General features: G+C 65.7%; 23 protein-coding genes. 14 read left to right on the top strand and 9 right to left on the bottom strand.

Annotated features, from left to right (window positions below):
* The first annotated feature begins 215 nt into the window (after positions 1 to 215).
* From IVB26_RS14470 to IVB26_RS14445, 6 genes are all read left to right on the top strand, one after another.
* Positions 216 to 707 carry a tripartite tricarboxylate transporter TctB family protein gene (locus tag IVB26_RS14470; RefSeq protein ID WP_247972277.1) on the top strand — a complete coding sequence of 164 codons (492 nt, stop codon included), beginning with the start codon at positions 216 to 218 and terminating at the stop codon, positions 705 to 707.
* A 4-nt stretch (positions 708 to 711) separates the two neighbouring features.
* Positions 712 to 2,223 carry a tripartite tricarboxylate transporter permease gene (locus IVB26_RS14465; RefSeq protein WP_247972276.1) on the top strand — a complete coding sequence of 504 codons (1,512 nt, stop codon included), beginning with the start codon at positions 712 to 714 and terminating at the stop codon, positions 2,221 to 2,223.
* Positions 2,224 to 2,274: 51 nt separating this feature from the next.
* Positions 2,275 to 3,264 carry a methylmalonyl Co-A mutase-associated GTPase MeaB gene (gene meaB, locus IVB26_RS14460; protein WP_247972275.1) on the top strand — a complete coding sequence of 330 codons (990 nt, stop codon included), beginning with the start codon at positions 2,275 to 2,277 and terminating at the stop codon, positions 3,262 to 3,264.
* Entirely contained in the window at positions 3,261 to 3,917 is a 657-nt protein-coding gene (locus tag IVB26_RS14455; protein WP_247972274.1) for a pyroglutamyl-peptidase I, read from the top strand. The genes meaB and IVB26_RS14455 overlap by 4 nt, the downstream gene beginning before the upstream one ends.
* 198 nt (positions 3,918 to 4,115) lie before the next feature.
* Entirely contained in the window at positions 4,116 to 5,486 is a 1,371-nt protein-coding gene (locus IVB26_RS14450; protein WP_247972273.1) for a TIGR03808 family TAT-translocated repetitive protein, read from the top strand.
* Positions 5,487 to 5,681: 195 nt separating this feature from the next.
* The gene (locus IVB26_RS14445) at positions 5,682 to 5,990 is read left to right on the top strand and encodes a GIY-YIG nuclease family protein (RefSeq protein WP_247972272.1); all 309 of its coding nucleotides are present in this window, start codon (positions 5,682 to 5,684) and stop codon (positions 5,988 to 5,990) included.
* A gap of 124 nt (positions 5,991 to 6,114) precedes the next feature.
* On the opposite strand, the gene IVB26_RS14440 is transcribed toward IVB26_RS14445, so the two are convergent.
* From IVB26_RS14440 to IVB26_RS14425, 4 genes are all read right to left on the bottom strand, one after another.
* Positions 6,115 to 6,843: a TIGR03809 family protein gene (locus IVB26_RS14440; protein ID WP_247973159.1), complete on the bottom strand. Its 729-nt coding sequence runs from the start codon at positions 6,841 to 6,843 to the stop codon at positions 6,115 to 6,117.
* A gap of 540 nt (positions 6,844 to 7,383) precedes the next feature.
* The gene (locus IVB26_RS14435) at positions 7,384 to 9,099 is read right to left on the bottom strand and encodes a S8 family serine peptidase (protein ID WP_247972271.1); all 1,716 of its coding nucleotides are present in this window, start codon (positions 9,097 to 9,099) and stop codon (positions 7,384 to 7,386) included.
* Positions 9,100 to 9,115: 16 nt separating this feature from the next.
* Entirely contained in the window at positions 9,116 to 9,811 is a 696-nt protein-coding gene (locus tag IVB26_RS14430; protein ID WP_247972270.1) for a hypothetical protein, read from the bottom strand.
* A complete protein-coding gene (locus IVB26_RS14425) occupies positions 9,808 to 10,377 on the bottom strand; it encodes a sigma-70 family RNA polymerase sigma factor (RefSeq protein ID WP_247560066.1) in 570 nt (189 codons plus the stop codon). The genes IVB26_RS14430 and IVB26_RS14425 overlap by 4 nt, the downstream gene beginning before the upstream one ends.
* A gap of 437 nt (positions 10,378 to 10,814) precedes the next feature.
* Here IVB26_RS14425 and IVB26_RS14420 point away from each other — a divergent pair, with 437 nt between their 5' ends.
* Together IVB26_RS14420 and IVB26_RS14415 are read left to right on the top strand one after the other, a co-directional pair.
* A complete protein-coding gene (locus tag IVB26_RS14420) occupies positions 10,815 to 11,972 on the top strand; it encodes a GGDEF domain-containing protein (RefSeq protein ID WP_247972269.1) in 1,158 nt (385 codons plus the stop codon).
* Between the two features lie 63 nt (positions 11,973 to 12,035).
* Positions 12,036 to 13,139, top strand: coding sequence for a DUF2336 domain-containing protein (locus tag IVB26_RS14415; protein ID WP_247972268.1), 1,104 nt, complete (start codon positions 12,036 to 12,038; stop codon positions 13,137 to 13,139).
* A gap of 10 nt (positions 13,140 to 13,149) precedes the next feature.
* On the opposite strand, the gene IVB26_RS14410 is transcribed toward IVB26_RS14415, so the two are convergent.
* Together IVB26_RS14410 and IVB26_RS14405 are read right to left on the bottom strand one after the other, a co-directional pair.
* Positions 13,150 to 13,788, bottom strand: a complete 639-nt coding sequence (locus IVB26_RS14410) for an NrsF family protein (protein ID WP_247316653.1) — start codon at positions 13,786 to 13,788, stop codon at positions 13,150 to 13,152.
* Between the two features lie 2 nt (positions 13,789 to 13,790).
* A complete protein-coding gene (locus IVB26_RS14405) occupies positions 13,791 to 14,336 on the bottom strand; it encodes a sigma-70 family RNA polymerase sigma factor (protein WP_247972267.1) in 546 nt (181 codons plus the stop codon).
* Positions 14,337 to 14,626: 290 nt separating this feature from the next.
* Between IVB26_RS14405 and IVB26_RS14400 the strand changes: the two genes are divergently transcribed.
* The 5 genes from IVB26_RS14400 to IVB26_RS14380 all read left to right on the top strand — a co-directional run bounded on the left by IVB26_RS14400 (position 14,627) and on the right by IVB26_RS14380 (position 19,390).
* A complete protein-coding gene (locus tag IVB26_RS14400) occupies positions 14,627 to 15,292 on the top strand; it encodes a hypothetical protein (RefSeq protein WP_247972266.1) in 666 nt (221 codons plus the stop codon).
* Between the two features lie 110 nt (positions 15,293 to 15,402).
* A complete protein-coding gene (locus tag IVB26_RS14395; protein WP_247972265.1) occupies positions 15,403 to 16,182 on the top strand; it encodes an enoyl-CoA hydratase in 780 nt (259 codons plus the stop codon).
* 220 nt (positions 16,183 to 16,402) lie between these two features.
* Positions 16,403 to 17,800: a TolC family outer membrane protein gene (locus tag IVB26_RS14390; protein ID WP_247972264.1), complete on the top strand. Its 1,398-nt coding sequence runs from the start codon at positions 16,403 to 16,405 to the stop codon at positions 17,798 to 17,800.
* Positions 17,801 to 17,818: 18 nt separating this feature from the next.
* On the top strand, positions 17,819 to 18,376 hold the full coding sequence (locus IVB26_RS14385; RefSeq protein WP_247972263.1) for a P-loop NTPase family protein: 558 nt from the start codon (positions 17,819 to 17,821) through the stop codon (positions 18,374 to 18,376).
* Between the two features lie 51 nt (positions 18,377 to 18,427).
* Positions 18,428 to 19,390 (top strand): amidohydrolase family protein, encoded by a 963-nt coding sequence (locus tag IVB26_RS14380; protein WP_247972262.1) that lies wholly within the window; start codon positions 18,428 to 18,430, stop codon positions 19,388 to 19,390.
* 3 nt (positions 19,391 to 19,393) lie between these two features.
* On the opposite strand, the gene IVB26_RS14375 is transcribed toward IVB26_RS14380, so the two are convergent.
* The 3 genes from IVB26_RS14375 to IVB26_RS14365 form a co-directional block, all read right to left on the bottom strand.
* Positions 19,394 to 22,510: an efflux RND transporter permease subunit gene (locus IVB26_RS14375; RefSeq protein WP_247972261.1), complete on the bottom strand. Its 3,117-nt coding sequence runs from the start codon at positions 22,508 to 22,510 to the stop codon at positions 19,394 to 19,396.
* 29 nt (positions 22,511 to 22,539) lie between these two features.
* The gene (locus tag IVB26_RS14370; protein ID WP_247972260.1) at positions 22,540 to 23,784 is read right to left on the bottom strand and encodes an efflux RND transporter periplasmic adaptor subunit; all 1,245 of its coding nucleotides are present in this window, start codon (positions 23,782 to 23,784) and stop codon (positions 22,540 to 22,542) included.
* A 145-nt stretch (positions 23,785 to 23,929) separates the two neighbouring features.
* Positions 23,930 to 25,342, bottom strand: a complete 1,413-nt coding sequence (locus IVB26_RS14365; protein ID WP_247972259.1) for a CoA transferase — start codon at positions 25,340 to 25,342, stop codon at positions 23,930 to 23,932.
* A gap of 57 nt (positions 25,343 to 25,399) precedes the next feature.
* On the opposite strand from IVB26_RS14365, the gene IVB26_RS14360 reads away from it, so the two are divergent.
* Positions 25,400 to 25,687 carry a hypothetical protein gene (locus tag IVB26_RS14360; protein ID WP_246925873.1) on the top strand — a complete coding sequence of 96 codons (288 nt, stop codon included), beginning with the start codon at positions 25,400 to 25,402 and terminating at the stop codon, positions 25,685 to 25,687.
* The last annotated feature ends 71 nt before the right edge of the window (positions 25,688 to 25,758 follow it).

Here is a 25,758-nt window from a genome sequence, read left to right as displayed (position 1 = left end):
AGCTCGCTTGCAGCCCATCCTTCGAGACGCCCGCCTCCGGCGGGCCCTCAGGATGAGGTCGCTTCTTGCGGCGAGATATCAGACCCTCATGGTGAGAAGCCCGCGAGAGCGGGCGTCTCGAACCATGCAGGCCAAGCACTTTCGGCACATGCGCTAACCCGACCCACGCGGGGAGAGGGAGCGCTTCCCCCGGAATTCTGACAGGACTTTTCTCCATGCGTCTTCCCGACTCCGTCACGGGATCGTTTCTCGTCGCGCTCGGCGCGGCGGCTGCCTATGGCGGCTGGATCTTGCCGCCGGTGCCGGGCCAGCCGGTCGGCCCCAACGTGTTTCCGCTGGTGATCGGCACGGGGCTAGCGCTGTGCGGGCTCGCGATCGTGTTCGGCATCGGCCATTCCTTCGAGGAGGAGGAAGAACTGATTCCGCTGGAGGACGGCCAGGCAGCCGCGCCGCCGCCGCAGGGCAAACTCTACGGCTTGCGCGCCCTGCTGCCGCCGGCGCTGCTGCTGTTTTACGTGGCCGCCGCCGACCGGCTCGGCTTCATCATCACCGCGGCGATCATGGTCTACATCACCTCGACCGCGTTAGGGGCCAAGTGGAAGCTGGCGCTGCCGATCGCCGCGCTCTCGCCGTTCGCCATTCACCTCATCTTCGGCAAGCTGCTCCGCGTGCCGCTGCCCGCCGGCCTGTTGCCGACGCCCTGGTAATCCCATGCTGAAAACCCTGCTTGACGCGTTCGCGCTGATCTCCACCTGGGAGGTCATCATCGCGATGTTCGCAGCCTCCGTGTACGGCCTCGTGATCGGCTCGCTGCCGGGCCTGTCGGCAACGATGGCGACCGCCCTGCTCGTCCCCGTGACCTTCTATCTGTCGCCGATCGCGGCCATCGCGACCATCGTCGCGGCGTCCTCGATGGCGATCTTCTCCGGTGACATTCCGGGCGCATTGCTGCGCATTCCCGGCACGCCCGCCTCCGCCGCCTATGCCGACGAGGCCTATGCCATGACCCGCAAGGGCCAGGCCGAGCTCGCGCTCGGCGCCGGCGTGTGGTTCTCCGCCGTCGGCGGCATCGCCGGGGTGCTGTCGCTGATGATTTTGGCGCCGCCCCTTGCCGAGATCGCGCTGTCGTTCTCGACCTACGAGTATTTCTGGCTGGCGCTGCTCGGCCTGATGTGTGCCACTCTGGTCGCGCGCTCCTCGCCGGTGAAGGCGATCGCCGGCATGTTCCTCGGCCTCTTGGTTTCCTGCGTCGGCATCGAAAACCCCGGCGGCATCCCGCGCTTCACCTTCGGCCTCACCGATCTGTTCGGCGGCATCGAGCCAATCCCGGCGCTGGTCGGCGTGTTCGCGGTGGCGCAGGTGATGCGCGCAATGCTGACGCCCGAGCCGCCGCCGCTGCCGCGGCGAAAATTCGGAAGCATCATGGCCGGCCAGTGGAGGCTGACCAAGCTGTATCACTGGCAGATGACGCGCGGGAACATCGTCGGCATCATCATCGGCGTGCTGCCGGGCGCCGGTGCCGACATGGCCGCCTGGGTCTCCTACGCGATGTCGAAACGCTTCTCCAAGGAGCCCGAAAAGTTCGGCACCGGCCATGTCGAGGGCCTGGTCGAGGCCGGCGCTAGCAACAACGCCAGCATTGCCTCGGGCTGGGTGCCCTCGTTGCTGTTCGGCATCCCCGGCGACACCATCGCCGCGATCGCGATCGGCGTGCTCTACATGAAGGGTCTCAATCCGGGCCCGACGCTGTTCACCGAGAAGGCGTCGAGCATGTACGCGATCTATTTGATGTTCATCATCGCGAACATCATGATGATCCCGCTCGGCATCGCCATGATCCGCGTCGCAGCCTATATCCTGCTGGCGCCGCGCTCGACCGTGATGCCGATCATCATGCTGTGCTGCGCGGTCGGCTCGTTCGCGATCGGCAACAACATGTTCGGCGTCGTCACCGTCGCCGCCTTCGGCGTGATCGGCTACGTCATGGAGGCGAACGGCTATCCCGTCGCCGCCATGGTGCTCGGCATCGTCATGGGCACCATGGTCGAGCAGGCCTTTGTCACCTCTCTGATCAAGTCGGACGGAAGCATCCTGCCGTTCTTCGAACGTCCGGTCGCAGCCATCCTCGCCGCCATGGCGATCGGCGCCCTGCTCTGGCCGGTGATGGTGTGGGTGTGGCGCAAGGTGAAACAGCCGCAGACGGCGGCGGCAGCATCCCGGTGATATCGGGCGGGCGGGTCTCGCCTGCCTCGCCTCGGCGTTGTAAAGCAGGGCATGACTGAGAAGAAGGCCTCGCTGGACATCAAGACCCTCGCCAAGGAGCTTCGCGCCGGCAGTCGCGCGGCTCTCGCCCGGGCCATCACGCTGGTGGAGAGCCGGCGCGGCGACCATCAGGCGCTGGCGCGCGAGCTGGTGCAGTTGCTGCTGCCCGACACCGGCAAGGCGTTTCGCGTCGGTATCACGGGATCGCCGGGCGTCGGCAAATCCACCACCATCGATGCGCTCGGCACTTACCTCATCGAACAGGGAAACAAGGTCGCCGTGCTCGCGGTCGACCCGTCCTCGGCGCGCAGCGGCGGCTCGATCCTGGGCGACAAGACGCGGATGGCGCGGCTGTCCGCCTCCAATGATGCGTTCATCCGTCCCTCACCGTCCTCGGGCACGCTCGGCGGCGTTGCGGCCAAGACGCGCGAGGCGATGCTCTTGTGCGAAGCCGCCGGCTTCGGCGTCGTGCTGGTGGAGACCGTCGGCATCGGCCAGTCCGAGACGGCCGTTTGCGACATGACCGATTTCTTCCTCGCACTTATGCTGCCCGGCGGCGGCGATGAACTGCAAGGCATCAAGAAGGGCCTGGTCGAGCTCGCCGACATGATCGCGATCAACAAGGCCGACGGCGACAACCTCAAGCGCGCCAAGATCACCGCCGCGGATTATCGAAGCGCGCTGCACATCCTCAGCCCGCGGTCCGAGCATTGGCATCCGCCGGTCGAGACCTATTCGGCGCTCACCGGCGATGGCATCGCGAAAATCTGGCAGAAGGTTTTGGATCACCGCAAGGCGATGAACGCCTCCGGCGATTTCGCCGCGCGCCGGCGCGAGCAGCAGGTGAAGTGGATGTGGTCGATGCTGGAGCAGCGGACGCTGGCACGATTGCGCAGCGAGGCGTCGGTGCGGACGAAAGTCCGGAAGATCGAGGCTGAGGTCGCCGACGGCCATCTCACGCCGGCCCTTGCCGCCGAGCAGATGTTGGAGTTGCTGCAATGAGCGAAAGACTCCGCATTCTCCTCACCGGCTTCGGGCCGTTTCCCGGCGCGCCCTATAATCCGACCCAGCCGCTGGTCGCGCGGCTTGCGCAACTGCGCCGTCCGGCGCTCGACGATGTCGCGATCTCCAGCCACATCTTCCCGGTCACCTACGCCGCGGTCGACCGGCAATTGCCGGAGGTGCTCGCGAAAGTGAGGCCGGATGCGGTTCTGATGTTCGGCCTCGCTGCGCGCACGCCTCACCTGCGGATCGAGACCCGCGCGCGCAACGCCGTCACCATGCTCTGGCCCGATGCCGCCAACACCCGCTCCAGCAAGCGCGGTATTGCCGGCCATGCGGACGCAATGACGTTCGGCCCGCACACGGCAAGACTGCTGCGCGCCGCGCGCCTGACCGGCATCGATGCACGACCCTCGCGCGATGCCGGCGCCTATCTCTGCAACTACCTAAGCTGGCGCGCGATCGAGAACGTGAAGGCGGGTGGTCCGCAGCTTGCGGCGTTCATCCATATTCCCCTGCTCGCACGCAGCGGCGCCGTGCGCCGCAAGGGGGCGCCGCGCATCACGCTGGAGGAGCTGGTGGATGCGGGCGAGGCCATGCTGATGGAGATGGTGCAGTTGGCACGGAAGCGGCGGAATGCGCAGGTTTCGTAGGGTGGGCAAAGGCGCCCTTGCGCCGTGCCCACCATCTCGTTCCATCTGCCTTCAAATCGTGGGCACGCTTCGCTTTGCCCACCCTACGGCACCTCTGTCTGCGTAAACATTTAACCCTACCGCGAACAATCCTCACGACCCCGGCCGCGCTACGCTACCTAATCCGCGCGGACGCCCGCGTCCGCCGGAGGACGCGTCATGGACCTCAATCGCCGCCATCTCATCGGAGCTTCCACCGCCGGCATCGCCGGCGCGCTCGCCATGCCGGCCGACGCCGCGCGCGCCGCGCCGCTGACGTCCCTGCTCGGCCGCGATGCCACGCAATACGGCGTCAGGCCCGGCAGCAGCGAAGATCAGACTCGCGCGCTCCAACGTGCAATCGATGAGGCCGCGCGGGCGCAGATGCCGCTGGCGTTGCCGCCCGGCGTTTATCGCAGCGGGCTGCTGCGGCTGCCGAACGGCGCACAACTGATCGGTGTGCGCGGAGCGACGAAGATTCTCTTCACCGGCGGCGCCTCGGCGATCCAGAGCGACGGCTCTGGCTCCATCGGCCTCACCGGCATCACCTTCGACGGCGGCAGCATTCCGCTGCCGACGCGGCGCGGACTGATTCACGTTCTCGGCGGACGCGACGTCCGCATCGCCGATTGCGAGATCATGAGCGCGGGCGGCAGCGGGATCTGGCTTGAGCAGGTATCCGGCGAGATCTCCGGCAATATCTTCACTGACATCGCGGTGACGGCGGTGGTGTCGTTCGATGCCAAAGGCCTCAACGTCTCCCGCAACACCATCATCGGTACCAACGACAACGGCATCGAGATCCTGCGCACCGCGATCGGCGACGACGGCACGCTGGTCACTGACAACCGCATCGAGAACATCAAGGCCGGGCCCGGCGGCTCCGGTCAGTACGGCAACGCCATCAACGCCTTCCGTGCCGGCAACGTGATCGTGCGCGGCAACCGCATCAGGAACTGTGATTACTCGGCGGTGCGCGGCAACTCCGCCTCGAACATCCACATAACAGGCAACAGCGTCAGCGACGTGCGCGAGGTCGCGCTGTATTCAGAGTTCGCCTTCGCGGCGGCAGTGATCGCCAACAACACCGTGGATGGCGCCGCCGTCGGCGTCTCCGTCTGCAATTTCAACGAAGGCGGCCGCATCGCGGTGGTTCAGGGCAATATCATCCGCAATCTGATCCCGAAGCGCCCGATCGGCACCGCGCCGGACGACGACGCCGGCGTCGGCATCTACATCGAGGCCGATTCATCGGTGACCGGCAACGTGATCGAGAACGCGCCATCCTACGGCATCGTCGCCGGCTGGGGTAAATATCTGCGCGACGTCGCGATCACGGGCAACGTGATCCGCAAGGCCCTGGCGGGTGTCGGCGTCTCCGTCGTTCCGGGCGCCGGCATCGCGCTGGTCAACAACAACATGATCTCGGAGACCCCGCGCGGCGCCGTGGTCGGCCTCGATCACGCCCGTGCAGTGACCTCGGATCTGTCAGCAGACGGCGCGCAACGGTTTGCGCAGGTGGTGCTCGGCGGGAATGCCGTGCGGCGGTAGGCGCGGCTAACAGCCGGGCCGTGCATCCTTCGAGGCTCGCTCCGCGGTGCTCTGCACCGCGAAACTCGCACCTCAGGATGACGGGATACCCTGAGGTTGTCGCATCAAAACTTGACAGCCCAAACACTGCCGTCATCCTGAGGTGCGAGACACGTGGCGCAACGCGCCACGTGGGGAGCCTCGAAGGATGATGTCGTGGGCATCTATATCTACATGCTGCGATGCGCGGATGGCTCGTTCTACATTGGAAGCGCGACCGGCGAGGACACGTCAAAGCGCGTCGATGAGCACAACGCCGGAGCTCATCCCGGATATACTTATTCGAGGCGGCCAGTCGTCCTGGTGTGGTCCGAATATTTCGATCGCATCACCGATGGCATTGCCGCCGAGCGGCAGCTCAAGGGATGGAGCCGCGCCAAGAAGGAAGCGCTGATCCGTTCCGATTGGAAGGCGGTGAGCCAGTTTGCGCGGCGTCGGGCGGGGGCGCCTCGGCGGGAGAAGTGAGCGTTGATGCGGCAGCAGACGGGCCGTGCATCACTTCGAGGCTCCCGATGGGGCGCGATGCGCCCCATCACTCGCGCCTCAGGATGACGGAACGAGAGGGGTGGCGGCCTCTGCCCTCGCCGACTTAGAACGCGTTCCTGAGCAGCGGGTACTTGGCTTCCAGCCCGTCCAGGCTGAGGGTGAATTCGACGACGCGGTCGGGGGCTGCGACGATTTCGGCCGCGGGCGGGGCGAACTGGGGCAGGAGCGCTGCCATTGCACCGGGCGCGGCGACCGGCGGCCTCACAACAGGCGCGGTGAGTGGCGCCATTGTCGCGGGCGGGGCGAGCGGTGACCTCACGGCGGGTGCGGTGAACGGTGCCCTCGCCGCGGGGGCCCTCAGCGGCGGAATCTCGGCAGGCGCAGTGAACGAGGCCATCGCGGCAGGCGCCGCGAGCGGTGCAGGCGTGGCGAACGGCACGATCGGGGCTTCGGTGATCTCCGCCAGAACGTCCGGCTTCGGATCGAACCTGACCGGCACGGCGGTCTCGGGGGCGATGTGGACGGCCTTTGGCTGCAGGGTCTTGGGCTGCACGGTCTGCGCCTGCTGCTCGCGCGGAAACACGCGGGGCATCGTCGCCGGCGACCAACCGAATGCGGGCGTCACGCTCGCAGCCGCCTCGGCGACGTCCCCGCCGGTTGCAAGGGCGCGCCAGGTCTGGACGGCCCGCTTGGCTTCCTGGATGTTTTCGAGGAATGCGATCTCGGAATGATAACGGCGCCAGCGGCCGGTCTCGAACATTTCGGAGAGATGGTGCAGGCGCTGCTCGGCGAGAGCGCACCAGCGTGCCGCGACGTCGCGGCCAACAGCCACGGCACGGACCGACGCGAAATCAGACTCTTGGCGATGTGTCATGGACCAGCCCGTCAGGGGAAAACACGGACGCGGGGGGACGCAACGCACACGAATCAATTTAGACGCGACATGAATATTTTGTGGAAAAGTTTTGTCCTGTCCAGCAACGACACGGCTTTCGTCATCAATCACCGTAGTCGTGCGGATATTTGCTGTGTTTTCGAGTCAAGCTTCGCACAAGCATAACGGGCTTGCGGCGTGCCGGGCGAGCGGTCACGACGAACGCAGCTGCGATCCCTCAACCGCAAGCTGAACGAGCGCGAAGCCTCAAAAAGCGGATGCCAAATCGGATGGCCCCAAAAAGAAAAGACCCGTCCGGGGGGACAACCGGACGGGTCGAGCCATATGGGCGCTTGGGGTGGATGGGCGCTCGCGCCTAATATGACTGATGGGGAGGGATGACCGCTCCCACATAATTTGGTCGTGGCAGCTGGCTGAACGTTCAAAGCGGCGTTTGCTTTTTTGACCTTCGGACCGCGCGCATCTTTGTCGCAGCCGTTATCGCGCCGCCGGCCTATCCGCCTGAGAAATCGTGGATTTATCCTCGGCACTCGACAGCGAGGGCTGTTCGATCGCGCGGCTGCCGGGCGCGTCGCGACGCGTTCCGGCATCTTCACGTTTTGTTGTACCGGACGCAGCCGCCACCGGCGTCGCGCTGTCGGCGGGAATAGCCATGACCGCGGCGAACGCATCGGTCTGGCCGTCGCCGAAAAGCTCGTCACGCCCGGGGGAGCCGAGATCGCGCGCGGTCTTCGCCAGGGTCATGCGCAGCGCCTCCGGCTTCAAGGCGTGATTGCGCTCGAGCAGCAACGCCGCGACGCCGGAGACATAGGCGGCCGAGAACGAGGTTCCCGACGTCATCTGATATTTGCCGTCCGGCGCCGGCAGGAAGATGTCGACCCCGGGCGCTGCGACGGCGATGTAGTTGCCACGGTTGGACGCGGTGAACAGCCTGTCCTGCTGGTCGGTCGCGCTGACCGCGATCACGTTGGGATTGGCGGCCGGATAGAGCGGCGGCGATTTGGCGCCGGCATTGCCGGCGGCCGCAATCAGCACGAGGCCGCGCGCGGCGGTCGCCGCGATGGCGCGCTCGATCACCGCGTCCTTTGGGCCGGCAAAGCTCATATTGACGATCTGCGCGCCGTGCTCGGCGGCGTAATTCAGCGAGCGCAGGATGATGTAGGACGAACTCTCGGCGCCGCCGTTGGTGCCGCCGAAGGCACGGATCGCGATGATGCGCGCCTCGGGCGCGCTGCCCATCAGCCGGTCATGCGCCACGATCGCACCGGCGATGCCGGTGCCGTGGATGTGCGGCCCCTCGGCGCTGCCGAGCGCATCGAAATTGTCGGCGACGGAATTGGCAAGCTCGGGATGCTTGGCGTCTATGCCGGAGTCGATCACGGCAACCGTGACGTTGGCACCGTGCGCCAGCGTATGGGCCTGCGGCAGGCGGAGCTTGACCAGTGCATATTGCGCGGGATCGCCCTCGCTCGGGGTCGCCGATTTCTGGTCCTGGAGGGCATAACGGAAGTTCGGCTGGACCGAGCGCACGCTGCCGTCGGCCGCGAATTCGCGCCGCACCGTCTCGTAGGGCCGGCCGTCGGTGATGCGGAACAGACCGAACGTGGCCCCGATCAGCGGGAAGCTCTCCGAAGAGACGCGCGCCAGGCCGTGCCGGCGGGCCAGCTCGTCGGCATCGCCGGGCGACAGCGCACCATCGATCTCGGCGACGAATTCGTTGGCAAAGCTGCGCGAGGTGACCGCAACCGGGGTGTTGTTACCACGCCCCTTGCCGGCGCTTTTCTTGCCAGATTTTCCAGTGCCTTGGCCGCCTGCGATCGGCTGCCCCGTGCACTCGCCGTCAGCATCACGATAGGGTGCGCTGCAGGCCGGGTAGAGGTTCGGCGAATAGCGCGCATAGGGCAGCACCGGCGTCGTCGGCCGTATGCGCGACGTCGTGGTGTGGGGGATGGCCGCCATCGTCCGCGGGCCACGGTCGACACTGACCGCACGGGCGGCAATACTGGGGGTGATACGCGGGGCGATGCTCGGAGAGATGGTCGGCGTACGCGAGGGCACGCTGATCGTGGGCGTGCGCATAATCGCCTGCGCCTGCGCAACCTCGACGCCGAGACCGGCGGCGATCAGAAGCACAGCGCCGACCGATGAAGCGTAGGCCCTGGCACGCACCCTGCTCTCGGACTTGCCTGTCATCGGCTTAGCGGCGCGCCTAGGGCGCCGCGACGGCGAGGTTGACGAACTTCTCGCGCTGCATCTTGCCGAGCAGCGAAGCGAGCTCGTCCTGGCTCATGGCCTTGTCGAACTGGAGGCGGAACATGCCGCCCTTGGCCCCATCGACGATCGAGGCGTGGTAGCTGTCGAGCAGCCCGGTGATGTCGGCGATGCGCGCCTCGGGCGTGAAGCGCACCAGCGCGCGCGCCGGCGCAGCCGTGCTGCCAAGCTCGCGCGTGATCGGCGCGCTGGTCGAGAGCGAAGCGGTCTGGAAGGTCGCCGGCTGGTTCTTCATCAGCACGGCGCCGATGATTCCGGCCTGCAGCATGAGCACGACGGCGCCAAGGCTCGCCGACCAGGCCAGCGTGCGCGGCGACAGGCTCGCGAAGAAGGTCGCGATGCGCGCCGACAGCGGCAGCGAGCCGCTCGCCCGCGCCGGCTCGGCGTCGATCTCGGCGAACAGCTTCTGCATCGCACGCGTCGACGGAGCACCCAGGCTCTCGTTCAGATGGATGGTCTCTTCGTACTCGCCGCGGATCGCAGCATATTGCTTGGCAAGCGCGGGATCGCGCGCCAGCGCTTCCTCGACACGGCGCGCGTCACGCGCATTCAGCGTGCCGGCGGCGTGCCACGGCAGCAGCAGTTCAATTTCACTGGGCTCTTGCTCCAGCATCTTCTTGCTCAAAGCCATCATGGCCAGCCTCGCTCAATGCCGGCTGCCTTCAGCAGTTCGGCCAGTTTCTTGCGCGCATAGAACAAGCGCGTCTTCACGGTGTTCTCCGGTATCCCGACGATTTCGGCCACCTCTTCCACGGACTTCTCGTGGTAGTAGACGAGATCGACGATTTCCCGATGGTCGGGCGAGAGGCCCGTCAGACACTCCCGCAACGCCTCACTGGTATCCTTTTTCTGCACCACCGTTTCCGGATCGTCGGACGTATCCTCGATCGCGTTGGCGGCCTCTTCGTCCAGCTCGAAATCCTTCCTGCGCCGGAGCGCAGACAGGGCCTTGAATCGGGTGATTGCCAGCAGCCAGGTGGAAACGGCGGATCGGCCCTCGAACTTCCCGGCTTGACGCCAGACGTCTAGAAATACCTCGCTGATGAGGTCTTCCGCCGCCTGCTCGTCCCGCACGAGCCTGAGACCGAACCTGTAAACCCTGACATGGTGCCGCCCGTACAGCACCTGCATGGCGAGCCGGTCACCTTGGGCGATCCTGGCGATGAGGACCTCGTCCGAAGCCGCCTGTGTCACGCTCAAAGGCCGTCTCGCAAAATTGGTCGGGTCGATACGGCGGACGGTTCGACGCGGGGGGCAAAATTGTTCAGGCTACCGCAGTCGTACAGGCGCGTGTGTGATCCACCCCACATAGGCGCATTTTTCTTGTCCCACCCGCAGCCATCGGCCGCCACGATCCAGATCGGTAACATAATACTGAGATACTTCCCTGCGGAGTGCCTGTCCGGCACAGGCGGCCAGCCTCACCCGGTTCCATAGCAGCCCTGCACGACATATGTCTCGCCAAGCCGGCCTTTGGCTCGATCGCATCGCAACGGATGCCTGATCACCGGTAAAAATTCCTTCGCCGGCCTATGACCTTGTTCCGTGCTGCACGGTTCGGATTCGGTTTCCAAGGATACCAAACCTAAAGGCTTGCCACGTAGATTTTTACGCTGAGATCCACCACTGGCGGGACCATGAGCACGGCTGCGACGTCCCTTCCCGAGAGGAATGCCGCTGAGGTCGCGGATCTCGTCCTCACGCCCGAGGCAGCGACCCCCGACGTTCTGGCGCGGCGGGTCCGCCAGCGCCGCCAGATGTATATCGGCCAAGTGGCGAGCTACTCGCTGGGCGCCTCGGTCCTGCTGCTCTACGCCTATGGCGGGGCGGTCTCGATGGCCGTCCCATCGCTGTTCTGGCTCGGCGGCCTCCTGATCATCGGCACCTTCACCGTGCTGTCGGAAGCCGGCTTCGGGGACCGGTTCCAGGATCATTATCTCACCGTCTTCCAGATCTCGGCGCATATGGCGCTGCAGCTGGTGTTTCTGCTCGCAGTGCCGACGGTCGGGGTCGCGTTCCTCGCCGTGCTGTTTCTGATCTTCGCGTTTGGCACGCTGCGGATGACTTCGAGCCAGGCGATGGTCACCTGGGGCCTTGCCACCTGCGGGCTTGGCTTGGTCTTCCTGGGCTCGGACCTGCCGATCGGACTGCCGGTTACGACCCGCCTGGAGCGAACCGCCTCGATGCTTTGCTTCGTGCTGGTGATCGGCCAGTGCGCCTTCCTCGGCCTGTTCGGCGCCACCCTGCGCAAGATTCTGTACCGGCGCAGCATCGAACTGAAGGCCGCCTATCAACGCATCGAGGAACTGGCCGAGCTCGACGAACTCACCGGCTCCTACAACCGCCGCTGCATCATGCGCCTTCTCGACGTCGAGATCGAAAAGTCGCGGCAAACATCGACGCCGTGCGCGATCGCGCTGATCGATCTCGACTGGTTCAAGCGCATCAACGACGCCCACGGCCATCCCGTCGGCGACGAGGTGCTGCGCACCTTCGCGATCACCATGTTCGCCAACATCCGGCCGGCCGACAGCTTCGGCCGCTATGGCGGCGAGGAATTCCTGCTGCTGCTGCCGGACACGTCGGGCGATGCCGCGCAGCGCATGCTCGAGCGCTTGCGCAGCATCGTCGCCGATCTCGACTGGAGCGCATTCTCCCCGGGCATGCACGTAACCATTTCTGCGGGCGTCGTGACGCTGCGCGACGTCGATACTGCCGACACGTTTCTCGCGCGCGCCGACTGCGCGCTCTATTCCGCCAAGGCGCAAGGGCGCAACCGTATTGCAACGAGCTGACCAATCCATTTTCTCCCGGCAGGGCAGAAGCTGCCTCCGGACCGAACGCTCCAGGACAGGGCTATGAGATCCAAATCCGCGAAATCATCCGAGAATCTGCTCGAGGAATTGCAGGCTGCGCTTTCGCACGGCACCGTCGCGCGCCGGGTCGAGACGCTGCGCCGCGTGACCGATCTCTTCGTGGGCAACGCGGTGGATTATTCCGATGACCACATTCGCGTGTTCGACGACGTGTTCCAGTGCCTGATCGAGCAGATCGAGACGTCAGCCAGGGCGCTGCTCGCCGACCGCCTCGCACCGATCGCGGCCGCCCCGCCGAACATCATCCGCACGCTCGCGCTCGACGAGGTCGTCGAGGTCTCCGGCCCGGTGCTGTCGAAATCGGAACGGCTGGACGAGACGACTTTGATCGAAATCGCGCGCACGAGGGGCCAGGCGCATCTCAAGGCGATCTCGCTGCGACGGATGCTGTCGGAGGCGCTGACCGACGTGCTGGTGACGCGGGGCAACGAGGACGTGGTGCAGTCGACCGTCAGCAATCCCGGTGCGCGGCTCTCCGAGGGAAGCCTCACCGATCTCGTCACACGTGCCGAACGCGACGACGACCTCGCCACCTGCATCGGCCTGCGGCCGGACCTGCCGCGTCATCACTATTTGAGGCTGGTCGCCAAGGCATCCTCCAGCGTGCGCAAAAAGCTTGAGGCCGCCCATCCGGAGCTTGTGGACGAGGTGTCGAGCGTGGTCCAGGAAGCGGCCCAGCGGGTCCGCGCCGCCGCCATGACGAGGCAAACCGAGATGGCCCGTGCGCTGGTGAAGTCGCTGCACGAGGACGGCCGTCTCAACGAATTCCAGGTCACCGCGTTCGCCGAGCAGGGCAAGTTCGACGAAACCAATGCGGGGCTCGCGGCGCTCGCGGGCGTCGCGGTCGAGGCCGCCGAGACCATGATGATCGAAAGCCGCACCGAGGGCGTGATGATCCTCGCCAAGGCTGCGGGCATGTCCTGGCCGAGCGTGCGGGCCATCATCGCCATGCGCGAGAAGCTTTCAGGCGGTTCGCAGACCGACATGCTGACGCTGCGCGACGCTTACGAGGCGCTCCGCAGCTCGACCGCACAGCAGGTGCTGCGCTTCCACCGTATGCAACAGAGCACGATTCCGGCGGCCTGATGCCGGCTCGCTAGTAGCGCAGGACTTTGGATCCCACCACTGCGCCGATCGCCGTCACCAGCGCGGTCGCGATCGTGTACCAGGTCGCGACGAACAGCGGGGAATCGTCGGTGCAGTGCGAGGCATAGAGCGTCGCGGCGAGGCCGGCCGACACCAGGCCGGCGAGCGCGCCGGCGAGCGCGGGGCGCGAGGGCGCGCCATGGCGCAGGCCGAACAGCGCGCCCGCGAGCAACGGCAGCGACATAGCGGGAATCGCGAACAGGCACACCCTCGAATTCTTGCCCATCAGCCGCATCGTCATCGGCATGGCCGGCGCCATCATCGCCTCGCTGCCGATCGCAACCGCAAGCAGTCCGACCGGAAGCAGCAACAGCCAGCCCCAGCCGCGCAACAAGGCTTCCGGACGCGACAGATGCAGGCTGACGATGATCGCGGGGATCGCAAGCGATAGCGTGACCGCGAACTTCATGTCGAAGAACGGGTTGCGCATCGCGCTCATCACGTCGTGACGCACGCCGAGGAACGTCGCGAAGATCAGGATCGACAAGGGCGCGGCCACCAGCAGCGCCATGGTCAGCACGGCGCCGACGCGCGGCACGCGATGGGCGTTGTCGGCAGCGAGCGAGCGAATGAGTTGATCGGTATCCATGACTAGTGGTCCCGCAGTTTGGCAGTCAGTGCCGCAAGTCCGCGATGCAGTGCGACCCGCACCGCGCCTTCGCTCATCGAAAACTTCGCCGCCGTGTCCTTGATCGAGGCGCTCTCGACCGCGATCGACTGCAGCACGTCGCGCTGGCGCTGCGGCAGCGTGCCGAGCTGGGTTGCGACCTCGCTCGCAGAGGCCGTCTCCTGCGGCGCCTCGCCCGGGAGCGTCTCGGCGAAATCGTCAATGTTGACGAAGATGCGTTTGCCGCGTCGCCTGAGCGCATCGATCAGCTTGTTGCGGCCGATCGCGAACAGCCAGGGCGCAAAGCGGGCCTCGCTGTCCCATGTGTGCCGCTTCAGGTGCACCGCCAACAGTATCTCCTGCACGATATCCTCGGCCTGGTCCGGAGGTTGCCCGGCCCGCGCCAAGCCACGCCTCGCCGCGGCGCGCAGCACCGGCGTGACCGCCCTCAACAGGCGATGATACGCCGCATCATCGCCTGCCATGGCCGACCGCATCAGGCCGGTCCATTCGTCCTCACGTCCGCGCACGCGCGCCCCTCACCATGCAATTCGGCCGTTCGTTCAATTTGTTACGCGGGCGCCTCAAGATCACGAATTCGTGATCAACGCCGGAACTCGCAACCGATACGGCCGGAAACGTCTGCGACGGCTCATAACACCGTTCGGCTCGCCCCGCACCCGGCGGCCGGGTGCGTCGCCCCGCTTTGCCCCGTTTTCGCCCGGTGTAGCGCGAAGATTCCCCTTTTCTGCCCCGCTGTCGTCACGCCCCAGGGTCTCTGTTCGTTCCCGGGACGGGCGGAATTGGGGAGATCGTCAACATGATGAAAGCCAGCGGGCGCTCGGCGTTGATCCTTCTTGCCGGCCTTTTCGTGCTGTTCGGAGGCGTTGCACAGGCAGCGCCCGACCAAGCCACAAGCGGCAATTCGGACAGCGCGGGCAAACAGGCTGACGCGGCCAAGCCGAGCAAGCACCGGCGCCATGAATCGCGCCGCACCAATAGCAGCAAGACGGCACAGAAATCCGACAACAAGAACGACGCCCCGGCCAAGGCCGAGGAGCCGAAGGCCGACAACAAGGCCGTCAACGACATGCCGGCCTCGAGCCAGATGCCGCCGGCGGTCGCCAATGCCAATGCGCAGCTCGCCGCAGCCGATACGCCGACTGCGGCTGCCGCCTCTGCGATGACGGACCGCGCCAACGGCAATGTCCAGGCAGCGGCCGACAACACCAACGCCGCGGCTGCCGAGGGCCAAGTTGTCGCGCCCGATCAGCTCAACGACATCGACCGCGCCGTGCAACAGGACAACCCGCCGGCGCAGAAGGCGGTGATTGCCGCAACCGAGGCGCAGCCCCGGCCGGCACCGGTGATGGCGAGCAGCCAGCAGAGTTCGGCCTGGGACCAGAGCTCCCTGATCGGCAAGATCTTCATCGGCGTCGGGACGCTGCTGACCCTGGCCTCGGCCGCACGCATGTTCATGGCCTGATTGCCGGTTCCGGCAGGATGCGCGGCCCGCGCGTCCTGCGTCCCCGGCCCCCTTGAAGCCCACCGCGTCAACGGGCACATTGCACGCCCAATCAAAAGCGTGGGTGGAGCATGAGCACGTTCGAACACATCATCGTCGAAAGCATCGGTGCGGTCGGCATCATCAAGCTGAACCGGCCGAAGCTGCTCAACGCGCTCTCCTTCGGAGTCTTCCGCGAGATCGCAGCTGCCGTCGACGATCTCGAGGCCGATGAGACCATCGGCTGCATCGTAGTGACCGGCAGCGAGAAGGCCTTTGCCGCCGGCGCCGACATCAAGGAGATGCAGCCGAAGGGCTTCATCGACATGTTCTCCGAAGATTTTGCCGCGATCGGCGGCGACCGCGTCGCGCGCTGCCGCAAGCCGACGATTGCGGCGGTTGCCGGTTATGCGCTCGGCGGCGGCTGCGAGCTCGCCATGATGTGCGATTTCATCATCGCCGCCGACACCGCAAAGTTCGGCCAGCCCGAGATCACGCTCGGCACGATTCCCGGCATCGGCGGCACCCAGCGCCTGACGCGCGCGATCGGCAAGTCCAAGGCCATGGACCTGTGCCTCACCGGTCGCATGATGGATGCGGCGGAAGCCGAGCGCTCAGGCCTCGTCAGCCGCATTGTTCCCGCTGACAAGTTGATGGACGAAGTGATGGCGGCAGCCGAGAAGATCGCGTCGATGTCGCGCCCCGCAACCGCGATGGCCAAGGAAGCGGTGAACCGCGCCTTCGAGACCACGCTCGCCGAGGGCATGAGCGTCGAGCGCAACCTGTTCCACTCGACCTTCGCGCTGGAGGACCGCTCCGAGGGCATGGCAGCGTTCATCGAGAAGCGCAAGCCGGTGAACAAGAACCGGTAACGTTCGGCGAACGGTCAGGCTGGTGTAAGGCTCTGCCGCGTTCCCGCATCCCCCTGTGACGAAGCTGCAACAAGCACGGATTACATGGGGGTTTTCCCCGCGGCAGTTTGCCTGCGGGACCTCGGCTGGTTAAACAGTTAAGAGGCCACCGTCGGCGGGGGCGGACAGTCGGGTTAAGCGGGATTACATGATTGGACGTACCGCCAGAGCTGGTCGCGTGATGACGCGGCATCGATCGGGCGTAGGTCCTGTGCTTGCGACGTGGACCACGCTGGCGCTCTGTTGCGCGCTGCCCTCCGCCGCCTGGGCCGAAGCCCTGCCGGAGGCGCTGGCCAAAGCCTACCAGACCAATCCGCAGCTCAATGCCGAACGCGCGCGCCAACGCGCCACGGATGAGAACGTGCCGCAGGCCCTTGCCGGTTACCGGCCGCAGATCGTCGCGAGCCTCAGCGCCGGCCTGCAATCGGTGCGCAATCTGCTGCCCGACAACACGATCCAGACCGGCAACCTGAAGCCGTGGATCATCGGCGTCACCGTGACGCAGACCCTGTTCAACGGCTTCCGCACCGCCAACAACGTGCGGGCGGCCGAACTGCAGGTGCAGTCGGGCCGTGAGGCGTTGCGCAATGTCGGCCAGGGCGTCCTGCTCGACGCGGTGACCGCCTACACCAACGTGCTCGCCAACCAGTCGCTGGTCGAGGCGCAGCGTTCCAACGTCGCCTTCCTGCGCGAGACGCTCTCGGTCACCCAGCGCCGTCTCAACGCCGGCGATGTCACGCCGACCGACAGCGCGCAGGCCGAGGCGCGCCTCAACCGCGGCCTTGCCGATCTCAACGCCGCCGAAGTCGCGCTTGCCGTCAGCCAGGCGATCTATGCGCAAGTGATCGGCAATTCACCGTCGCAGCTTCGGCCCGCCGAGGTCGTCGACCGTTATCTGCCGAAGAGCCGCGAAGACGCCATGACGATGGCGATCCGCCAGCATCCGGCGGTGATGGCCGCCAGCTTCGACGTCGATGTCGCCTCCACCAACATCCGCATCGCCGAAGGTGCGCTGCTGCCGAGCGCCACCATCCAGGGCAGCGCCAGCAAGAGCCGCAACAACGACCCGACGCTCGGCACCTTCGCCGAGGATCAGGCCTCGATCGTCGCCAACGTCACCGCGCCGATCTACGACGGCGGCCAGGCCGCGGCGCAGACCCGGCAGGCCAAGGAGATCACGGCGCAGAGCCGGCTCGTACTCGACCAAGTGCGCAACCAGGCGCGCACGGCGGCGGTCAGCGCCTGGGTTGCCAATGAGGGCGCCAAGATCACGGTCTCGGCTTCGGAGTCCGAGGTGAAAGCCGCGACCGTCGCCCTCCAGGGCGTGCAGCGCGAGGCCGCCGGCGGTCAGCGCACGACGGTGGACGTGCTGAACTCGCAGGCCGATTTGATCCAGGCCAAGGCCCGCCTGATCGGCGCGCTGCGCGACCGCGTCATCGCCTCCTACACGCTGCTCAGCGCCACCGGCCATCTCGATGTCAAGACACTGAGCCTGAACACGCCGGATTACCTGCCCGAGGTGCACTACCACCAGGTCCGCGATGCCTGGCACGGCCTGCGCACGCCGTCGGGGCAGTAGTTTTCAATCCTCTGGCCGATGAAAAGCCGCCGCATCCACCTGATGGGCGCCTCCGGCTCCGGCGTGACGACGCTCGGCCGCGCGCTGGCGGGCCGGCTTGCGCTGCCGCATCACGACAGCGACGATTATTTCTGGCTGCCGACCGTGCCGCCCTACCAGACGACGCGCCCGGCCGCCGACCGCCTGCGCCTGATGCGCGAGATGTTCCTGCCGCGTCTCGACTGGGTGCTGAGTGGAACCGTCACCGGCTGGGGCGACGAGCTCGTCCCGTTATTTGATCTTGTTGTCTTCGTGACGACACCGCGCGAACTTCGCATGCAGCGCCTGCGTGCTCGCGAAGCTGCACATTTCGGGGCAGATGCCGTAGCGCCGGGCGGCTGGCGCCATGAGGAGACCGAAGCCTTTGTCGGATGGGCTTCACACTACGAAGCCGGCGATCGAGAGGGCCGCAGTCTCTCAAAAGATGAAGCGTGGCTCGCGGGCCTGCCCTGCCCGGTCGTGCGCGTTGACGGCTCACGCCTGCTTGCCGACCTTGTCGAGCAGCTATGCAACGAGGCACAGCGGCTGCCTGGCTGATGTGATACTTTCCGGCTCCACTGCCAAACAACAAAAGCAGGGAGAGAAATCGTGCTCAACCGACGCAGCGTCCTGCTTGCCTCCCTCGCCGCCGGAGTAGCCATGACCAACAGAGCCCACGCCCGGGCCGTGCAGCCTGCGACACCGGTCAATTTCGACGTCCCGCCGCACGCCTGCGACTGCCACACCCATATCCACGGCGATCCCGAAAAGTTTCCGTTCTTCGCTGGACGCGTCTACACGCCCGAGCCGGCCTCTCCGGAGGAGATGGCCGCACTGCACAAGGCGCTGCATGTCGAACGCGTGGTCATCGTTACCCCCAGCGTTTACGGCACCGACAATTCATCGACCCTGTTCGGCATGAAAGCCCGCGGCGCGACTGCACGCGGCGTCGCCGTGATCGACGACAAGACGCCGGAGAGCGCGCTCGACACGATGCATCAGGACGGTTTCCGCGGCACCCGCCTCAATCTCGCGACCGGCGGCGTCAACGACCCCAATGTCGGACGACCGCGCTTCACCGCCGCAGTCGAGCGCATGAAGGCGCGCGGCTGGCACGTGCAGCTCTACACCACGCTTGCCATGATCTCGGCGATCAAGGACCTCGTCGAGACCGCGCCGGTGCCCGTCGTGTTCGACCATTTCGGCGGCCTCGAAGCATCGCACGGCGTGGAGCAGCCGGGCTTCTCCGATCTCGTCGCGCTGGTGAAGTCCGGCAAGGCCTATGTCAAGATTTCGGGCGCCTACCGTTCGTCGAAGCTCGCGCCAGATTATCAGGACATGGTGCCGTACGCGCAGGCCCTGATCGCGGCCAACCCGGATCGCATCGTCTGGGGCACCGACTGGCCGCATCCGGATTCGAGCCGCGTCGAGGGACGCAAGGCAACCGACATCGCGCCGCTCTACCAGATCGACGACGGGCGCCTGCTCAATCAGCTTCCGGTATGGGCGCCGGACGCGAGCGTGCGCAAGAAGATCCTGGTCGACAACCCGGCGCGGCTCTACGGGTTCTAATAGTCAGCGCGCGCGGCGCGAGAAGAACGAGATCAGCACCGGCAAGGTCACGAGGATCACGACCGGCGCCAGCATCATGCCGGTGACGACGACGACAGCAAGCGGCTTCTGGACCTGCGAGCCGATGCCCTCCGACAGCGCCGCCGGCAGAAGGCCGACGCCGGCGACGACGCAGGTCATCAGCACCGGCCGGAGCTGAAGCTCGCCGGTGCGGATCACCGCGCTCATGCGGTCCATGCCCTCTTCGATGAGCTGGTTGAACTGCGACAGGATGATGATGCCGTCCATCACGGCGATGCCGAACAGCGCGATGAAGCCGATCGCCGCGGAGACGCTGAACGCGGTGCCTGTGATCAACAGACCGAGCACGCCGCCGAAGATCGCCATCGGGATCACGCTCATGGCCAGCAGCGTGTCGGTCATCGAGCCGAAATTGAACCAGAGCAGCACGCCGATCAGCGCCAGTGAGATCGGCACAACGAGCGACAGCCGCCGGATCGCGTCCTGGAGATTGCCGAACTCGCCGACCCAGTCCATGTGCGAGCCGGGCGGCAGCTGCACCTGGTCGGCGATCTTCTGCTGCGCCTCGCGGATCGCGCTGCCGAGGTCGCGCTCGCGCACCGAGAACTTGATCGGCAAATAGCGTTCCTGCTGCTCGCGATAGATGTAGGCGGCGCCGGAGACGAGGCTGATGTTGGCGACTTCGCTCAGGGGGATTTGCGTGACGGTGCCGTTCGGCCCCGGCGCGCCGATCCGCAAGTTCTGGATCGCCTCCGCGCTCCTGCGGTATTCCGGCGCGAGGCGGACGATGATCGGGAAGTGACGGTCGCTGCCCGGCTCATAGAGATCGCCGGCGGTGTCACCACCGATCGCGACCTTGATCGTGGCGTTGATGTCGCCCGGCGCAAGGCCATAGCGCGCCGCCTTGGCGCGGTCGATGTCGATCTGGACGGTCGGCTGCCCGAGTGAGGTGAACACTGCAAGGTCGGTGACGCCCTGCACAGTCGAGAGCACCTGCTTGATCTTGTTGGCGGTGTCGGTCAGTGCCTGCAGGTCGCTGCCGAACAGCTTGATCGAGTTCTCGCCCTTCACGCCGGAGACAGCCTCGGAGACGTTGTCCTGGAGATATTGCGAGAAGTTGAACTCGACGCCGGGAAAGCGGTCGTCGAGCTGCTTCAGCAGCTCCGCGGTCAGCTCTTCCTTGTCGCGCGTGCCGGGCCATTGGCTCACGGGCTTCAGCGGCGCGAAGAACTCGGCGTTGAAGAAGCCGGCGGCGTCGGTGCCGTCGTCGGGACGGCCGTGCTGCGACACGACGGACTCCACCTCCGGCCGGGCGCGGATCACCTTGCGCATCTCGTTGACGTAGCTGTTGCCTTCCTGGAGCGAGATGGTCGGCGGCAGCGTGGCGCGGATCCAGAGATTGCCCTCTTCCAGCTTCGGCAGGAATTCGAGGCCGAGCAGCCGGCCGAGCGCGACCGTCATCAGCACGAGGCCGACCGCACCGCCGAGCACGATGTTGCGATTGGCGACCGCCCAATTCAGCACCGGCATGTAGAGCCGGTGCAGGATCAGCATCACCTTGGTCTCAGTCTCATGGACATGCGCCGGCAGGATGATCGCGGACAGCGCCGGGGTCACGGTGAACGTCGCAAGGAGCCCGCCTGCCAGCGCGTAGGCATAGGTGCGGGCCATCGGCCCGAAGATGTTGCCCTCGACACCCGACAGCGTGAACAGCGGCAGGAAGGCCGCGATGATGATCGCCGCGGCAAAGAAGATCGAGCGCGAGACGTCGGCAGCCGCGCTGAGGATGGCGTGGCTCTTCATGCCGAACATCGTCTCGGGCGACATATGTTCGGATTCCGACATCGGCGTCGTCTGCGTCAAACGGCGGAAGATCGCCTCCACCATGATGACGGTGGCATCGACGATCAGGCCGAAATCGATCGCGCCGACCGACAGCAAATTGGCCGATTCCCCACGCAGCACCAGGATGATGACGGCAAAGAACAGCGCGAACGGGATGGTGGCGCCGACGATCAGCGCACTGCGCAGGTCGCCGAGGAAGATCCACTGCAGCAGCACGATCAGCAGAATGCCGACCACCATGTTGTGCAGCACCGTGTGGGTGGTGAGCTCGATCAGGTCGCCGCGGTCGTAGATGCGCTCGATGCGCACGCCCGGCGGCAGGATGCTGGAATTGTTGATGGTTTGAACCAGCTGGTGGACCCGCTTGATGGTCGGCGAACTCTGCTCGCCGCGGCGCATCAGGACGATGCCCTGCACGATGTCGTCGGCCTCGTCGAGGCCGGCAATGCCGAGGCGCGGCTTCTGGCCCACGGTGACGGTGGCGACGTCCTTGACCAGCACCGGATTGCCGCCTGTCTGCGCCACCATGGTATTGGCGAGATCGTCGATCGACCGGATCAGGCCGACGCCGCGCACGACGGCCGATTGCTGGCCGATATTGACGGTGTTGCCGCCGACATTGACGTTGGAATTGCCGACCGCCTGGAGCAATTGCGGCAGCGTCAGACCGTTGGCGACCAGCTTGTTGAAGTCGACCTGGAGCTCATAGGTCTTGCTCTTGCCACCCCAACCGGTGACGTCAATGACCCCCGGCACGGCGCGAAAGCGGCGCTGAAGGATCCAGTCCTGAATGGTCTTGAGATCGAGCACGCTGTAGTTCGGCGGACCGACGAGACGGTAGCGGAAAATCTCGCCGATCGGGCTGAGCGGCGAGATCTGCGGCTGCACGTTGCCCGGCAACGGCGCAAGCTGCGCCAGGCGGTTCAACACCTGCTGCAACGCCTCGTCATAGGTGTAGGCGAAGGAGAACTGGAGCTTGATGTCGGAGAGGCCGTAGAGCGAGATGGTGCGAATCGTCGTCAGATTCTTCAGGCCTGCGACCTGGGTCTCGATCGGGATCGTGATGTAGCGCTCGATCTCCTCTGCCGACAGCCCCGGGCTCTGCGTCACGATGTCGACCATCGGCGGGGTCGGATCGGGATAGGCCTCGATGTTGAGCTGGTTGAACGCGATCAGGCCGCCGATCAGCACGGCGACGAACATCCCGACCATCAGGAAGCGCCGGTTGACGGCAAGGGCGACGAGACGATCCATTCAGGTCTTCAATTTTCTTGGGTCGTCGATCAGCTGCCGGACGCCGCGCGGTCGATGAACAGGCTGCCTTTGGTGACGATCTGCTCGCCGGGTTTCAGATTGCTGGTGACCTCGACGAGATTGCCGTTGATGAGGCCGATCTTGATCTGACGCAGCTCGACCGATTTGTCCTCGCGCGCGACCCAGATACGGACCTTGTCGGCTTCATAGATCAACGCCTGCTTCGGCACCGCCGGCGCGGCGCGGTCGCCGGCCGAGTAGATCGTGACGTTGGCGAACATCTCCGGCTTGAGCAGGCCATCCTTGTTGTCGATGGTGGCGCGGACCAGCAGGCGGCGGGTGCTGGGGTCGATCGCGGCGGCGACGTAGTTGATCCTGGCGGTCAGCGGCCGGCCCGGCAGTGCCATCACGTTGACGGTGATGTCCTGGCCGATGCACACCGCGGCCGCATCGCTCTCGCGCACGAAGGCGGTGAGCCAGACGGTGGAGAGGTCGCCGATCACGAAGACCGGATCGCTGGCGCCGGAATTGACGTACTGGCCGGGGCCGATCTTGCGCTGCACGACCGTGCCCGCGATCGGCGAATAGATCGTGATCTCCCGATCGATGACGCCCTTGTCCTGGAATGCTTTGATGGTCTCGTCGGTGAAGCCAAGGATGCGCAGCTTGTTGCGCGCGGCTTCGAGCGCGGTCCCCGAGGAGCGCATGTCGTTGCGCGCCTGAACCTGGGTCGCTTCCGCCTGCTGATAATCCTTCAGCGGAATGGCATGGCCCTCATAGAGGTCCTTGGCGCGCTTGAACTGGATGTCGGAAAGCTCGAGCGCCGACTTCGCCTTGTTCTGCGAGGTCATCGCCGCGATGAAATCATTCTGGGCCTGCACCGTGTCGGCGGCCTCGATCGTGAACAGCGGTTGACCCTGCGTCAGCGTCTCGCCCGGCTTGGCCAGCAGCTTGGTGACGCGGCCCGCATAGGGCGAGAACACCGGCGTCGAACGGTCCTCGTCGACGGCGACCTTGCCCTCGGTGACATACTCGGCCCGGAAGCTCTTGGCCTTGACCGGCTCGATCGTCAGCGTCGCCCATTCGGACGGTGTCGGCGTGAAGTTCTGCGCATTTCTGCGCGACTGGCTGGAGATCTCGGAATGTTTCTTTTCCTTGCCCCCCGAAGAGAGGGAGCCGTAGGCACCGGCGCCGACAAGAGCTAGTAAAACTACGGATGTGATCACCCGTTGTTTTGTAAACACCTGCAATCGCTTGGTATTTTCAACTACCATGGAGCCCGGTCGTGTCTGCGACGATCTTGGCAGACGCCTGCCTTATCGGTCGCGCTAATAGTGCCGAATTGCGATTTCAAACAACCTAAAAAACGCTGGGCGCCTTTCGGTTTGCATTAAAATTTTGCGACGTGTCAGCTTCATGTCAGCTTCGCGCCGGCCATTGTGCCAGATGACTGCCGAGCGGCATCGCCGGACGACTCCATTGCGCCGGCGTGTTCGACAGCAGCGCCGAATGGCGCACCGCCTTCAACATGCCGAAGCCAGATGGCATGCTCTCGATGAATGCAGCATGTACGGCCTCCCCCGTAAGATCCGGGGTATTCAATCCGCCGTCGAGCCGGCCGAGATTCCAAAGCCAACGCCCGGTCTGCGCCAGCGACACGCGCACGTGCCAGCTGCCGCCGTCGCGGGCCTGACGCGCCCTGGCCATCATCGCGCCGAACGCCATCAGATAGCCGGTGGCGTGGTCGAGCATTTGCGCCGGCAATTCCTTGGGACCATCGAGGCCGGCAGCGCGCCCCTCGGCGTGATTGAATCCGGTCGTGGTCTGCACCAGGGAATCGAAGCCGCGTCGCTCGGCCCAGGGGCCGGTGTGGCCATAGGCCGACAGCGTCACATAGACAATGCCGGGATTGATCTTCGCTGCATCCTCCGGCGCGAAGCCGAGGGCGGCAAGCGCGCGCGGGCGATAGCCTTGCGAGAAGATGTCGGCATCCTCTAGCAGTTCGCGCAATCGTGCCCTGCCCGTCTCGCTCTTCAGCTCGATGAAGGTGGTGAGCTTGCCGCGGCCGGTGTCGATGGTGAGCCAGTCAATGGCGGGCAGCTCCGGCCCTGACACCAGCAGCACATCCGCGCCATGCGCGGCAAGCGTGCGGCCCGCGACAGGTCCTGCGATGACGCGGGAGAGATCGAGCACGCGAAGTCCCGAGAGCGGACGATCGTTGTTCGATGATCTCTGCGGCCACGGCTTTGGCGGGGCTTCGCCGATCTTCTCGATGGAGATCAGCGGCAATTGCGCCAGCGCACGCGCCTGTGGCGATGCGGACCATTCGTCGTAGCTCCGCATCAGGGCAACGACGCCGCCAGCCGCGTAAGCCGCAGTCTCGAAATCTTCTCCCTTCCATTGCATCAGCGCCGCCTGCACCTTGTCGCGCTCGGCCTCGCAGCCGAGCACGCTGCAGACGGCGTCGCGGTGATGCGGAAAGTTGGTGTGGCAGCGAACGAAGCGGTTGTCGCCGGTCCTGTAGACGCCGGCGATGGCGTCCCATGCCGGCGGCGGCGGTTTGTCATCGAGACGCAAATAGCGCTCGGAGCGGCATTCGGCGACGGCGTGGCAAATGTCGACGGAAACTTGCTGCGTCTCGCCACTGCGCAGTCGCCAGATTTCAGCGGCGGCGAGACCCGCCGCGGCGATGGTCGTCTGCCCGGTGACCGCGACACGAAACGAGGACGGGATTTGAGGCTCCTCGCCCGTCAACCGCACGCGGTCGAGGGCGGCGGTGTCACCGCCTGCAGAGGTCCAGATGCCCTTGAGAATGTCGGCGGGGCTTTGCATGGCCGCTTCTCTCCCTTTAGTTTTCCTGACCATCCCACGATCACAGAAAGGATTGCAATGGCCGCCATCGATCCCCTCACCGCAGGCGCCGTGTTCGTTGCAACGGCGGCCACCGACGCGGTCTATGTGATGTTCACCTCGGCCGTGATCGCGCGCAAGCGCATGTCAGCCGCGAACTGGAGCGCGGTCTGGTACATGCTCTCCTCCTACGCCGTGATCAGCTACACCGAAAACGCCTTCTATGTCGCCTTCGCCGCGATCGGCTCCTGGGCCGGCGCCTACGTCTCGCTGACCTTCCTGCACCGCCCGCCCGGCGGCCCACCGGTGGGGGCGGCGCCGGAGTGAGGACTCCCTCCACGTCATTGCGAGGAGCCCTTGCGACGAAGCAATCCAGACCGTTGCCGCAGATGCATTTC

The sequence above is a fragment of the Bradyrhizobium sp. 195 genome, from assembly GCF_023101665.1.
Classification (GTDB): Bacteria; Pseudomonadota; Alphaproteobacteria; order Rhizobiales; family Xanthobacteraceae; genus Bradyrhizobium.
Note: the sequence above shows the minus strand (reverse complement) of the source record. Positions and strands in the feature narration are given on the sequence as shown.

Bases quoted from the DNA above. Each gene is read 5' to 3' on its own strand.
- IVB26_RS14470 (WP_247972277.1), top strand. From the start codon at position 216: ATGCGTCTTCCCGACTCCGTCACGGGATCGTTTCTCGTCGCGCTCGGC.
- IVB26_RS14465 (WP_247972276.1), top strand. From the start codon at position 712: ATGCTGAAAACCCTGCTTGACGCGTTCGCGCTGATCTCCACCTGGGAG.
- meaB (WP_247972275.1), top strand. From the start codon at position 2,275: ATGACTGAGAAGAAGGCCTCGCTGGACATCAAGACCCTCGCCAAGGAG.
- IVB26_RS14455 (WP_247972274.1), top strand. From the start codon at position 3,261: ATGAGCGAAAGACTCCGCATTCTCCTCACCGGCTTCGGGCCGTTTCCC.
- IVB26_RS14450 (WP_247972273.1), top strand. From the start codon at position 4,116: ATGGACCTCAATCGCCGCCATCTCATCGGAGCTTCCACCGCCGGCATC.
- IVB26_RS14435 (WP_247972271.1), bottom strand. From the start codon at position 9,099: ATGACAGGCAAGTCCGAGAGCAGGGTGCGTGCCAGGGCCTACGCTTCA.
- IVB26_RS14430 (WP_247972270.1), bottom strand. From the start codon at position 9,811: ATGATGGCTTTGAGCAAGAAGATGCTGGAGCAAGAGCCCAGTGAAATT.
- IVB26_RS14420 (WP_247972269.1), top strand. From the start codon at position 10,815: ATGAGCACGGCTGCGACGTCCCTTCCCGAGAGGAATGCCGCTGAGGTC.
- IVB26_RS14415 (WP_247972268.1), top strand. From the start codon at position 12,036: ATGAGATCCAAATCCGCGAAATCATCCGAGAATCTGCTCGAGGAATTG.
- IVB26_RS14410 (WP_247316653.1), bottom strand. From the start codon at position 13,788: ATGGATACCGATCAACTCATTCGCTCGCTCGCTGCCGACAACGCCCAT.
- IVB26_RS14400 (WP_247972266.1), top strand. From the start codon at position 14,627: ATGATGAAAGCCAGCGGGCGCTCGGCGTTGATCCTTCTTGCCGGCCTT.
- IVB26_RS14395 (WP_247972265.1), top strand. From the start codon at position 15,403: ATGAGCACGTTCGAACACATCATCGTCGAAAGCATCGGTGCGGTCGGC.
- IVB26_RS14390 (WP_247972264.1), top strand. From the start codon at position 16,403: ATGACGCGGCATCGATCGGGCGTAGGTCCTGTGCTTGCGACGTGGACC.
- IVB26_RS14385 (WP_247972263.1), top strand. From the start codon at position 17,819: ATGAAAAGCCGCCGCATCCACCTGATGGGCGCCTCCGGCTCCGGCGTG.
- IVB26_RS14375 (WP_247972261.1), bottom strand. From the start codon at position 22,510: ATGGATCGTCTCGTCGCCCTTGCCGTCAACCGGCGCTTCCTGATGGTC.
- IVB26_RS14370 (WP_247972260.1), bottom strand. From the start codon at position 23,784: ATGGTAGTTGAAAATACCAAGCGATTGCAGGTGTTTACAAAACAACGG.
- IVB26_RS14365 (WP_247972259.1), bottom strand. From the start codon at position 25,342: ATGCAAAGCCCCGCCGACATTCTCAAGGGCATCTGGACCTCTGCAGGC.
- IVB26_RS14360 (WP_246925873.1), top strand. From the start codon at position 25,400: ATGGCCGCCATCGATCCCCTCACCGCAGGCGCCGTGTTCGTTGCAACG.